Source organism: Bacillus sp. 0209A (genome assembly GCF_036765095.1).
GTDB lineage: Bacteria > Bacillota > Bacilli > Bacillales > Bacillaceae > Bacillus > Bacillus subtilis_G.
Genome location: NZ_JBAIZV010000001.1, coordinates 757,432 through 769,360 on the forward strand (window position 1 = coordinate 757,432; position 11,929 = coordinate 769,360).

Consider the following 11,929-nt stretch of genomic DNA (forward strand, 5'->3'; position numbering starts at 1 on the left):
ATATTGGGCAAACCAAAATTTTAAGCAGAAAACGCACAAACATTCTAAACATTCAATTGATTAACACGACCTAATCATATATAATCTGATAAAAATAGTCGGGTTTTCAGGAGGCCTTTATCATGAGTGTAAGCATCATATTGATGGGTTTGTTTGTCGGAGCCTTAGTGGGATTGACGGGAGTGGGCGGAGCGGCCTTATTAACTCCTCTTTTAATTGTGCTTGGAATTAATCCTTCCATCGCGGTCGGTACGGATCTTGTATATAACTCGATCACAAAGCTGTTTGGCGTTGCCTCCCATTGGCGGCAGAAAACGATTAACTTTAAATTGGTAAAATACTTAGCCATCGGCAGTATTCCGAGTGCTTCGCTCGCCATTAGCATATTGCATTTGTTCCCCTCCTTCCATCAGCATCAGGAAGACATTATTAAGCACGCTCTTGGCTATGTGTTAACGCTTGTTGCCATTTCAATCATCGTTCGCTTGTTTTTGGATCAAAAACTTCGCCCGAACCGCTGGCAGCTGATGCCGCTTGAAAATAAGCGAGCGCTGACGATTCTCATTGGTGTTGTGTTCGGATTTATCGTCGGATTAACATCAATCGGTTCCGGCTCATTATTTGCAATCGCCATGATTTACTTATTTAACATGAAAGCGTCACAGATTGTTGGAACCGATATCGCACATGCTTTTCTTCTCGTGACGGCAGCAGGCATTTTGAACGCAAGCTTCGGAAGCGTCGACTATATGCTGGCAGCTAATCTGCTGCTTGGCTCGATCCCCGGCGTGCTGATCGGAAGCCATCTCTCGCCTCGATTCTCTCCGCGTCCGCTGCAATTTATTATGGCGTCCATCATTTTGATCAGCGGATTGAAGCTGATTTAATGAAGAAGGCTATCCCCTCGTAGGATAGCCTTCTTCATTATAACGTCACACCTGATTTAAAAATGGCGAGTTCTCTGAAATCATTTTTTTCATGGTTCACAAGCTCGCCGCTTGCGACCTCAATCATATAGTGGATAAACTCCTGCAGCACATATTCCTCATGAACATCATCCTCCGCTAAAAGACCTGCGTTGAAATCAATCCAATGCGGCTTCGCCTCGTACAGCTGGGTGTTTGTCGCGACCTTCATCGTCGGGACAAAGGTGCCGAACGGCGTGCCTCTTCCCGTTGTAAACAGGACAATTTGGCAGCCGGCCGCCGCCAATGCGGAGGACGCGATCAAGTCATTTCCCGGCGCGCTCAAAAGCGTCAGCCCTTTTGTCTTGAGCACTTCGCCGTATTTCAAGACATCCGCGACAGGAGAAATCCCCGCTTTTTGCGTGCAGCCCAGCGATTTATCCTCAAGCGTAGAGATGCCTCCCGCTTTGTTGCCCGGTGAAGGGTTTTCGTACACCGGCTGATCGTGTTTTATAAAATATTGTTTGAAATCATTGATTAAATGGACAATCTTATGAAATACTTCTTCATTGGCAGCCCTCTGCATCAGGATGGTTTCCGCACCAAACATCTCCGGGACCTCCGTCAGCACCGTGCTCCCTCCCTGTGCGATGATATAATCTGAAAAACGGCCAAGCAGCGGGTTTGCCGTTATGCCGGAAAAACCGTCCGAACCTCCGCATTTCAGCCCGATTTTCAGTTCGGACAGCGGAATGTCTTCTCGCCTATCCCCTTTAGCGGCTTCATGAATTTCCTTCAGCAAAGCAACACCTGCCTCCATTTCGTCGGTCACCGACTGGGATTCAAGAAACTTCACCCGATTCAGATTCACATCCTGCAGCGCTTCCTTCATTCCTGCAAGCTCGTTGTTTTCACAGCCAAGCCCTAACACCAAAACGCCGCCGGCATTTGGATGGCGAATGGCATTCAGCAGGATTTGCTTCGTATTTTCGTGATCATCGCCAAGCTGCGAGCATCCGTATTGGTGTTTTAACACGAGCATGTTATCAAATGGAGCGATATCCCCGGTTTCTCTGACAAAACGCTGGAGCATTTTTTCAGCTATCCCATTGACGCAGCCGACAGTCGGCACAATCCACAATTCATTGCGTACACCGGCATCTCCATTTTCTCTTCTAAATCCTTTAAACGTCCGGTTCTTTTTTGAGTACGGATTTTCATCAAATCTCGGTGTATAGCTGTATGTTTGGATCTCAGACAGATTTGTTTTCGTATTATGGACATGAATATGCTCTCCGATCGATATATCTTGTGATGCATGCCCGATTGGAAACCCGTATTTGATGATGCTGTCGTTTTCTTTGATGGGCTGCAGCGCGATCTTGTGGCCTCTTTTGATATCATCCTTCACTTCAATCGATACGCCTTCCGGATTCAGCCGCTCCCCCTTCTGGATATCCCGCAAAGCAAGAAGGACATTATCTTGTTTATGAATCTTGATAAATGACTTCATCGCACTTCTCCCCTTTGTGTGCAGCAGTGTTCAAGAGCCCGCTGCATGCCCAGCTCATGAATCTGATTCAAGTAATCCGCGACTCTCTCAGTCAGCATCGGTATCTCGTTGAGGTCTGTTCCCCACAGCCGCTGTTCGCCTAACACTTTTGAGGCGATACGAAGCATGTCTCCGTTCTCCTGATCCCAAACCTCTTTGAAAAATTGAAGAACAGCCGGATCATCCTGCAATTTCTCGTTTCCTTGATAAAAATAAAGCAGAGCGCTGAATGAAAACACCAAGCGTTCAGGAAGCTGTCCCTTCTGTTCGGCATATTCCTGAATGGTCGGCAGGTTTCTCGTTTTGAATTTGGAAACGGAGTTCAATGCTATGCTTTCTAGGTAATGCTTCATATACGGGTTTTTAAAACGGTTCAGCACATCGTCAGCATATCGAGAAAGCCCTTCCATTTTTAAAACAGGAAGAATGTCATCACCGATCAGCTCTCTCATAAACCGCCCCACTTCCGGGTGCTCGACAGCATCCCGTACCGTTTTCAAGCCGTATAATAAAGCAACTGGCGTCATTGCCGTATGAGCGCCATTTAAAATTCTCACTTTTTTAATCCTATAAGGGGTTAGGTCACTGACAATCTTTGTATGGAGCCCGGCAGCCGCAAAGGGCAGTTCTTCCCCAATCCAATCCGGCCCCTCGATGACCCATAAATAATACTGTTCTCCCACAACAATCAAATCATCTTGATAGCCCAGATCAGCTGTGATCTCATCAATGCTGTCGACAGGAAAACCCGGGACAATGCGGTCTACTAAACTATTGCAAAACGTGTTGGCCTCATGAATCCACTGTGTAAACCCTTCTTCCAGCTTCCATAGATCCGCATAATGAAGAATCGTTTCCTTCAGTTTTTCTCCGTTATTCTCAATCAGTTCACATGGGATCAAAACACACCCTTTTGTCTGGTCTCCTTTAAAAGCCTGATAGCGAAAGTAGAGAAATGCAGTTAATTTCCCAGGGAATGTTTTTTGTGGTCTATCCTTTAACCGATCTGTTTCATCACATACGATACCGGCTTCAGTTGTGTTGGAGATGATAAACCGCAGCTCTTCGCTTGAAGCCAATTCTTTGTATGCTTCATAATCAGAAAACAAATCAATTCCCCGGCTGATTGAATTGATAATCATATGCTCGTTTACCGCATCTCCGTCTTTCATTCCCTGTAAAAAAAGCGTGTATAAACCATCTTGATCATTTAATCTTTTGATTTTTTCTGACCCTCTCGGCTGGACAACTGCGACACTCCCATTAAAATCAGTGTGTTGATTCAATAAATCAATCTGCCAATCGACAAACCCTCGAAGAAAGTTCCCTTCTCCAAATTGGAGAATTTTTTCCGGGTACTGAGTATAGTGATCGTACACGTCTTTATTCAGTTTCTGCACCTTCATTGCCTCCCTCTCTCATTTATGCACACGTTAACATTTTTCAGTATAAAGAATGCCCGCTGAAAAACGGGGGCATCACGTGGTCCATTGTCTAACAGAATCACGCACCATGAATTCTGTATTTTCAAAGATTTTTTCTGCTTTTATTTCCGGCTCGCTGATCAGTGACAACAGTTTTTGTGCGCCAAGCACACTGATTTTCTCAACCGGACGCTTCACTGTCGAAAGCCTTGGCGTAATGTATTGCGAAAACCCAATATCATCAAATCCGATTACGGAAATATCGTCAGGAACACGCAGGCCCTTTGCGAATATCGCATTCATCGCTCCGATTGCCATATCATCATTCGAACAAAAGACAGCGGTTGGAGGATTCGGCAGCGCCAGCAGCCGTTTCATCGCTTGAAAGCCGCTTTCCATATCGTATTGCCCTTTGACACTGTATTCATGTTTGATCGGAATATGGTGATGAATCAGTGCGGCTAAGTAGCCCTCCTTTCGCTGCTGGGAGGATTTAAAGCCTTCGATCCCCTCGATGATGGCGATGTCTTGATGTCCGTTCTTAATGAAGTATTCTACAGCTTCCTGAGAGCCTTCCTTGTCATTAGACAAAATATTCGTGATGCCTCGATCATCAATATCGCGATTCAGCACGACGAGCGGGATATTTTTTTCCCGAATATGATAAATAAAAGAATTATCAATGTCACTTTGGCTCATTAAAATGATACCGTCATATCTCATCGGCGTAACGGAGTCATAGTTTTTTAGATCATCAATGCCGCGCACATACAGATTGTAATTCTCACTAATGGCTCGATTGACGCCTTTGATTGTATCAGCAAAGAAGCTGTGTGAGGTTCCGTTTGTGATGCTTGTAAAGAAAAGCCCGATTGTATGTGACTTTTGCATCGCCAAGCTCTTCGCGTTTACATTCGGCGTATAGTTGAGCTGTGCTGCGAGCTCCAGTATTTTTTTCTTCGTATGTTCTTTGATGTAAGGGCTGTTGTTGAGTGCTCTTGAAACGGTTGTGTGGGATACGTTTGCGAGTTTTGCGATATCTTTTATGGTTACCATCTAATTCCCTTCCTTATCATACCGGCTGCGATTATTTACTGTATATTGTATCATCAAACATACCGTCTCTCCCACTATATTTCCAGATTAATAAGACACCGGATTCTCAGCTTCTGTTCCTGCCGGTTTTCCGATGATCGGACGGACAAAACGAATGACAGCCCGACAGATAGCATCCTGTCCAATAAACAAAGAACACTGACAAAGCATCCGATTCTTCATCTCTTTAGATGAAGATCCTGAACGATCTGTGCATGCTGCTGGTCTGTGAGTTTATAGAGAAAGCCGATAATGATCATCGCTAATGCCAAAGCAATGGCCGGATACAGAAGCAGCAGCGCTTTGATGCCGATCAGCGCCTGTGCTGACTGGACAGCATTCGGCACATAGCCGATAATCCCCAAACCGATGCCTGAGAGAAAACCCGACAATGACTGAGCAAGCTTTCTGGAGAAATTAAATAGTGAATATGTTGTAGCTTCTTTCCGTTCCCCGGATTTCCATTCGCCATAGTCAATAATATCGGAGACAAGCGCCCACGTGATGCCATTTGGGATACTGATTCCGATAAAGGCGATGCTGGCGAGAATCGTAAACATATAAACGTTTGATGGAAGCATAAAGTTGATCAGATCCGCGGCCACACTGATGCCGAAGCCGATCATTGCCGTTCGTTTCTTACCAAATATCTTGACGAGCTTTGGCAGGAATACGACGCCCAAAAAGGAAGAACCGATAATTATAAAATTCATATAAGCCATCAGTTCAACATTGCCCAGATTATATTGTGCGAAATAGATGAGCATGGCGGATTTAATGTTGTATGCGGAAATTGAAAAAATCGTCATCAGGACCAGAGTTAAGAGCGGTTTGTTTGTGATAAATGTTTTGACGACAGATGAGAGTGTTAATTTTTCTTTTGGCGCCTCCGATATGACAATGCGCTCTTTGCAGTTGCGGTAGCAAATATAAAACCAAAGTACACCGAGTGCGGCGAATAAGCCCATGACCACCGGGTAGCCGACCTTCGGATTATCAAACTTGACGAGCAGCGGCATCACGGCCACACTTGTGATAAACAAGGCTCCAAGCGATCCGATTTGGCGGAAAGTCGAAATGGAGGTCCGATCCTCAGAATTTTGAGTCATCGCTGCTCCTAATGAGCCGTACGGAATGTTCACAAACGAATAGCCGATGCCCCAAATCATATAGGATGCATATGCATAAATCAGTTTTCCAGTCGTTGATACATTGGGAGACAGAAAAATAAGAACAGTAAGCAGCGCAAGCACGATGCTGCCGATTAATAGATAAGGCCTGAATTTCCCCCGTTTGCCGATATGTTTGCGATAATCAATTGATGAGCCGACAATCGGATCGGTTATCGCCGCAAACAGCTTGCTGACTAAAAAAATGCCGCCGGCCATCGCAGCCGGGATTCCCGCTACATCAGTAAAGTACTTCAATAAATAAATCTGGCCGAGATCAAACATAAAACCGTTGCCAAAATCACCAAATCCATAGGAAATTTTTTCTTTCAACGAAAGCCTTTTCTCCGTTTCAATCGACACAACCTTATTTGCCAGTTCAGTTCGCATCTTCCACCTCTGCATCATAAAAATTTTCGGGTAGTGGTCCGCTCAGGACGACGCATGATCACGGTGCTGAGCGGACATTTGGTTACACGTTTGCTTTCTCTTCTTGAAATTGAAAGTAGTGTTTCGCATTGTCATAGCAAATTCCCTGAACAATGCTTCCCAAAAGCTTCATATCATGCGGCACTTCACCGTTTTCCACCCATTCACCGATCAAGTTGCAGACGATCCGCCTGAAATATTCGTGGCGCGTATAGGAAAGAAAGCTTCTGGAATCTGTGAGCATGCCGATAAAACGGCTGAAAAGGCCGACATTTGACAACGCTTTCATTTGATCGAGCATCCCGTCTTTTGTGTCGTTAAACCACCAGGCTGTGCCGAATTGTATTTTCCCGGGGGTGATGCCGTCCTGAAAACTGTTGATCATGCTGGCGATAACATAGTTATCGTTTGGATTAAGTGAATATAAAATCGTTTTAGGCAGCTGGTGCTTCATTTCAACTGAGTTCAGCAGCTTATACAAAGGCTTAGCGATTAATTCATCATTCATAGAATCATAGCCTGTGTCGGGTCCGAGCCTCTTCATCATTTTTGTATTCGTGTTTCTTAAAGCGTTGATATGAAACTGCATTGCCCAATCGAGCTCCGCATACAAACCGCAAAGAAACTGAAGCGTATACGTCTTAAATTTTTTCTCATCTTCATAAGAAACCTCTGTCCCTTGTAATCTGTCAGAAAAAATCCGCCCCGCTTCCTCTTTTGTCGTTTCGGCAAATACCATCGAATCTATCGCGTGATCAGACACTCTGCCGCCGGCTGAGTGGAAGAATCGCACGCGTTTTTCCAATGCCTTTAGAAATTCACCGTAGGTTGTAATCGATATGGTTGCGGCATCTTCAAGCGCCTTCACCCAATCAGGAAAGCCTTCACGATTGATCTCAAGTCCCTTATCTGGCCGAAATCCCGGCAGTACGCTGACAGGAAAATCTTTGTCTTCTTTTAATAATAGATGGTATTCAAGAGAATCGACAGGGTCATCAGTTGTGCAAACGACCTTTACATTTGATTTCACGATCAAATCCCTTGCCCCGAAGCCCTCTCCTTGGAGCAGTTCATTCGTCCGTTTCCATATAGCCGGCGCGGATTGCTCATTAAAAATCTCATAAATCCCAAAAAAGCGCTGCAGTTCTAAGTGAGCCCAATTGTAGAGCGGATTGCCGATCGCCATCGGCACAGTTTTCGCCCAAGCCGTAAATTTCTCCTCATCAGACGCATCGCCGGTAATGTATGTCTCATCAATTCCATTGGCTCTCATGACGCGCCATTTGTAATGGTCTCCATACAGCCAGGCTTCCGTTATGTTTTGAAATGTCTTATTTTCATAGATTTCTTTCGGGCTTAAGTGGCAGTGGTAATCAATAATCGGCATGTCTTTCGCATAATTGTGATAGAGGCTGACAGCGGTTTCATTTTTCAGCAAAAAATTGTCGCCCATAAAGGGTTCCATGTCCTCACCGTCTTTCATTCGATTTCAAAATGTTAACGTGAACATTTTGATTTAGCTTTATTTTACCTTTATATTCCTCTGCGATCAATCTCTTTTTGAAAATGAAATGTTAACGTTAGCAAACAAGTGAAAAAAAAGACATCGCCGGAAAACACTCCGTGAGGAACGCTTCCTGCAATGTCGATTCTTTAAGATAAGATTAGTAAGCCAGACTGAAAAGTCCTTTAATATGTGTTAAGTAGCGTACGTTACTTGCTTCTTTCATCAAGGAAGCAGGAAGACCTTTAAGCGGTGTAGAATTTTCACCAATGATGGCAACCGCGTCTTTGCGTCCAAGGCTTGCAAGTGTACCAGAGTTTACTGGATTGAATGTTTCAAGCGTTTTGCCTTCTAAGTAAGCGAATAGGTTGTAACCGATCAGCTCACCCATTTGCCATGCGATTTGTGCAGTCGGCGGGTATGGGCGGCCGTCTGGAGCGAAGTAAACTGCGCTGTCTCCGGCAACGAATACATCTTCATGAGATGTAGATTGCAGGAAGTCATTTACTGTCGCGCGTCCGCGGTTCACTTCAAGACCTGATTCACCGACTAATGGGTTGCCTTGTACGCCGCCAGTCCAAACAAATGTGTTGGCAACAACTTTAGATCCGTCTTTCAGATCAATCACGTTACCTTCCACATTTGTAACAGGAAGACCTGTTAAGAACTCAACGCCGCGTTTTTCAAGGCTTGCAGTCGCGCGTTCGATCAGATCATCCGGAAGAACAGGAAGGATTTTCGGACCTGCTTCAACCAGTTTCAATTTGATTTCTTTATGGTCTACGCCGTATTTTTTCGTAAGGTTCGGCATGATGTCAGCAAGCTCACCGACAAGCTCAACACCTGTTAAGCCGCCTCCGCCGATAAGGATTGTTGCATCAGCTTCGTTTTTCGTTTGAGCGTACTCGCGCACACGATCTTCAACATGCTGGAAGACTTTGTTCGCATCGGCAGCAGATTTCAATACCATGCTGTTTTCTTCAAGACCCGGGATGCCGAAGTAAGCTGTTACAGAACCAAGACCTACAACAAGCGCATCGTAAGATAATGCAGAACCGTCAGCAAGCGCTACTTCTTTTTTATCAACAGAGAAAGAGCTTACTTCCGCAATTTTAAGGTCAATGTCTTTACCTTTGAAAAGTTTTTCTAATGGCATTGCAATCGCTTTTTCAGACACGTTTCCTGCTGCAAGACGGTGTAATTCCGTAATGATTTGGTGAGTTGGGTATTTGTTTACCACTGTCACTTTTGCTTGTTCTTTTGTGTAATGTTTGCGAACTGTTAGAGCAGAAAGAACTCCGCCATAACCAGCGCCTAGAATGACAATATGTTTTGACATCGTATATCCTCCGTCCTTTATATCAATTTGAATCTGAGATTATTTTTGGTTTTCGCGTTCGTTCATGACTTCAAGGTAGCTGTTAGCAAAACGGAACAGCTTTTGAGCTTGAGGATCTTTCAGCATGCGTAACAGGCCGAATAGACCAATCGTTTCACTGCTTGCATCAGCGCGGTCTTTCGCTTCGATTGCAGTCGCAGCCACTTCTTTCGCTGTTTCTTTTACAGGCTCAAGCATTTCAGTGATCGCACTGACAGTGTCGCTTTTTAACACTTCGTCAGTTGCTACAGACTGAGCGAAATCATAAGACTTCGTTAAAATATTCACTAACTCAGTCAGCTTTGGAAGCTGGTCAACTAAAACAGTCAGTGATTCTTGAACTTCTGGCTTTAACAGCTGATCAATAAGATCTTGCTGGCTTTGGCTGACAGACGCATTTGTTTGATCGATTGTTTCTGGCATATCCAATTCTCCTTTACTATAAGCAGTTTGCAGATTTTTTTGGAAAGGGTAGTGCCTCTCCCTGATCTCATACTTGAAAGCATAAGAATAAGGATTGTGAATTCATGCACAATCATTTACAAAAATAAATGTTTACTACCCAGTTTTTCATCTTGCCATATTCAGTATTATTTTTATCTCAAAAATAAACAATTGAATAAGTCAAAAATCCTTTACTCTCTCTGAAAATAGCAAACACAAAAAACTCCAATTCGATTACCTTCTATATGATAACACTTTTTGAACAAAATTTGAACGTGAATTGCTTCGATTATGAAATTAATTTAGATGGAGCCCGTGTCATAACGTTTCTGCGGCACTAGTTATTGACAATCCGGCAATTTTCTCCCCTTCACTTTACCCATATTTTTAAAAGAGGCGCTTTTTTTCCTGTGATCGGGTCGTTCTCCGGCAATGACACCTGCTTGATCTGTTTCATCGCTTCCTCTCTTTCACTTGGCTCTCCCGTCTTCATATCATACTGAACGCCTCCCGGATAAGCGCCAATGACGGTAAAATCGGAGCTTGCGCTTAGCTTTTTATGGCCGACTCCGGCTGGAATCACGACTGCGTCGCCCGATTTGATAGGAATGGCGGCCCCTTTTTCTCCCCCAAATTGAATCACAGCCTCTCCCCGGACTGCAATCAGGACTTCATGCGTATTGCTGTGATAGTGATGGTATGGAAAAACACTCCCTGACCAGCTGTTTGACCAGCCATGCCGATTGACCATCTGCTCTGCCCGACCGGTGTCCTTGAGTGCGTTTTGATACACAATAAGCGGAAAATCAGGGTGATTCGGAATCCTGCCGTCATCCTGAAAGAAATACGTCTGTGTCTCTGCTTCCATCAATGCCACCTCCATTTTTTGTCTTCCACACATAGCGGTTTGTAAAACATGTTTGTTTTCTCACGAATCCATTGATCTGGGCGATACCGAATAGTATAGTATAAAAAATAATGCCAGAATGAGGGATATCATGAAAGCAATCGTTATCGGAATATTGGCTTCACTCTTTTTCGCCGTTACCTTTATTTTAAACAGAGCGATGGAATTATCCGGAGGCAGCTGGCTTTGGAGCTCTTCGCTGCGCTTTATTTTTATGGTGCCGTTTTTATGTTTGATTGTCATCATAAGAGGGACATTCGCCCCTCTCTTACAAGAAATGCGGAAAAAGCCGTTTTTTTGGATCAAATGGAGCTTTGTCGGCTTCGTGCTTTTTTACGCGCCGATCACATTTGCGGCCGCATACGGTCCCGGGTGGCTTGTAGCCGGAACTTGGCAAATCACCATTGTAGCCGGTGTGCTCCTATCTCCACTTTTTTATGTCAAAAAAGATATGCCGGGAGGCCCGCAGCTCGTTCGGCAAAAGATTCCCCTTGTTTCACTTGGCACGTCCGTGATCATTCTGATCGGAGCGGCGCTCATTCAGCTTCAGCATGCAGAATCGCTTTCTGGGAAGACACTGCTTTTCAGTGTGCTGCCGGTTGTCATTGCGGCTTTTGCCTATCCGTTAGGGAACCGGAGGATGCTCGAGGAATACGGAGGCCGGCTTGATACATTTCAGCGTGTGCTGGGAATGACCTTGGCTAGCCTTCCGTTCTGGCTTATAGCAGCAGCTTACGGCTGGTGGTCAGACGGCCTTCCGACAGCGGGGCAAACCGTTCAATCCTTCATCGTGGCCGTCAGCTCAGGCGTCATTGCCACCGTTTTATTTTTCTGGGCAACTGATATGGTAAGAAACAATCCGCAAAAGCTCGCGGCCGTTGAAGCAACCCAATCCGGTGAAGTGATTTTCGCGCTGCTTGGTGAAATTGTTCTGCTGTCAGGCGTTTTCCCATCCCTATTATCATTTGCCGGTTTATTCATTATTATGGCGGGGATGGTATTGCACACCTTTGCTTCACAACCGGGAAAACTGAAAAAGAAAACACAGTCAAATCTGACCGCGTAGCATCTGCCGGAGAATGGGTGAAAACCTGTTCTCTTTTATTATTGCTATCCCAAAAG

General features: G+C 44.8%; 10 protein-coding genes and 1 pseudogene. 2 read left to right on the forward strand and 9 right to left on the reverse strand.

Annotation, left to right across the window (positions count from 1 at the left end; genetic code table 11):
- Positions 1-122 precede the first annotated feature (122 nt).
- Positions 123-887 carry a sulfite exporter TauE/SafE family protein gene (locus V6D44_RS03235; protein ID WP_087990869.1) on the forward strand — a complete coding sequence of 255 codons (765 nt, stop codon included), beginning with the start codon at positions 123-125 and terminating at the stop codon, positions 885-887.
- Positions 888-924: 37 nt separating this feature from the next.
- Here the strand turns inward: V6D44_RS03235 and V6D44_RS03240 are convergent, their stop codons facing one another.
- The 9 genes and pseudogenes from V6D44_RS03240 to V6D44_RS03280 form a co-directional block, all read right to left on the reverse strand.
- On the reverse strand, positions 925-2,418 hold the full coding sequence (locus V6D44_RS03240) for a UxaA family hydrolase (protein ID WP_202328543.1): 1,494 nt from the start codon (positions 2,416-2,418) through the stop codon (positions 925-927).
- Positions 2,415-3,857 carry a tagaturonate reductase gene (locus V6D44_RS03245; protein ID WP_087990867.1) on the reverse strand — a complete coding sequence of 481 codons (1,443 nt, stop codon included), beginning with the start codon at positions 3,855-3,857 and terminating at the stop codon, positions 2,415-2,417. The genes V6D44_RS03240 and V6D44_RS03245 overlap by 4 nt, the downstream gene beginning before the upstream one ends.
- Before the next feature lie 78 nt (positions 3,858-3,935).
- Positions 3,936-4,937 (reverse strand): LacI family DNA-binding transcriptional regulator, encoded by a 1,002-nt coding sequence (locus V6D44_RS03250; protein ID WP_087990866.1) that lies wholly within the window; start codon positions 4,935-4,937, stop codon positions 3,936-3,938.
- Positions 4,938-5,024: 87 nt separating this feature from the next.
- Positions 5,025-5,099: pseudogene (locus tag V6D44_RS03255) on the reverse strand (hypothetical protein); the annotation flags it as partial.
- Between the two features lie 56 nt (positions 5,100-5,155).
- Positions 5,156-6,535, reverse strand: a complete 1,380-nt coding sequence (locus V6D44_RS03260) for an MFS transporter (RefSeq protein ID WP_087990865.1) — start codon at positions 6,533-6,535, stop codon at positions 5,156-5,158.
- Between the two features lie 82 nt (positions 6,536-6,617).
- The gene (uxaC, locus tag V6D44_RS03265; protein WP_253269018.1) at positions 6,618-8,039 is read right to left on the reverse strand and encodes a glucuronate isomerase; all 1,422 of its coding nucleotides are present in this window, start codon (positions 8,037-8,039) and stop codon (positions 6,618-6,620) included.
- A gap of 199 nt (positions 8,040-8,238) precedes the next feature.
- On the reverse strand, positions 8,239-9,417 hold the full coding sequence (locus tag V6D44_RS03270; protein WP_087990863.1) for an NAD(P)/FAD-dependent oxidoreductase: 1,179 nt from the start codon (positions 9,415-9,417) through the stop codon (positions 8,239-8,241).
- Between the two features lie 39 nt (positions 9,418-9,456).
- Positions 9,457-9,879, reverse strand: a complete 423-nt coding sequence (locus V6D44_RS03275) for a DUF1641 domain-containing protein (protein ID WP_087990862.1) — start codon at positions 9,877-9,879, stop codon at positions 9,457-9,459.
- Between the two features lie 391 nt (positions 9,880-10,270).
- Positions 10,271-10,768 carry a cupin domain-containing protein gene (locus tag V6D44_RS03280; RefSeq protein ID WP_087990861.1) on the reverse strand — a complete coding sequence of 166 codons (498 nt, stop codon included), beginning with the start codon at positions 10,766-10,768 and terminating at the stop codon, positions 10,271-10,273.
- A 130-nt stretch (positions 10,769-10,898) separates the two neighbouring features.
- On the opposite strand from V6D44_RS03280, the gene V6D44_RS03285 reads away from it, so the two are divergent.
- Positions 10,899-11,873 carry a DMT family transporter gene (locus tag V6D44_RS03285; protein WP_087990860.1) on the forward strand — a complete coding sequence of 325 codons (975 nt, stop codon included), beginning with the start codon at positions 10,899-10,901 and terminating at the stop codon, positions 11,871-11,873.
- The last annotated feature ends 56 nt before the right edge of the window (positions 11,874-11,929 follow it).

Bases quoted from the DNA above. Each gene is read 5' to 3' on its own strand.
- uxaC (WP_253269018.1), bottom strand. From the start codon at position 8,039: ATGGAACCCTTTATGGGCGACAATTTTTTGCTGAAAAATGAAACCGCT.
- V6D44_RS03270 (WP_087990863.1), bottom strand. From the start codon at position 9,417: ATGTCAAAACATATTGTCATTCTAGGCGCTGGTTATGGCGGAGTTCTT.
- V6D44_RS03260 (WP_087990865.1), bottom strand. From the start codon at position 6,535: ATGCGAACTGAACTGGCAAATAAGGTTGTGTCGATTGAAACGGAGAAA.
- V6D44_RS03285 (WP_087990860.1), top strand. From the start codon at position 10,899: ATGAAAGCAATCGTTATCGGAATATTGGCTTCACTCTTTTTCGCCGTT.
- V6D44_RS03235 (WP_087990869.1), top strand. From the start codon at position 123: ATGAGTGTAAGCATCATATTGATGGGTTTGTTTGTCGGAGCCTTAGTG.
- V6D44_RS03275 (WP_087990862.1), bottom strand. From the start codon at position 9,879: ATGCCAGAAACAATCGATCAAACAAATGCGTCTGTCAGCCAAAGCCAG.
- V6D44_RS03240 (WP_202328543.1), bottom strand. From the start codon at position 2,418: ATGAAGTCATTTATCAAGATTCATAAACAAGATAATGTCCTTCTTGCT.
- V6D44_RS03280 (WP_087990861.1), bottom strand. From the start codon at position 10,768: ATGGAAGCAGAGACACAGACGTATTTCTTTCAGGATGACGGCAGGATT.
- V6D44_RS03250 (WP_087990866.1), bottom strand. From the start codon at position 4,937: ATGGTAACCATAAAAGATATCGCAAAACTCGCAAACGTATCCCACACA.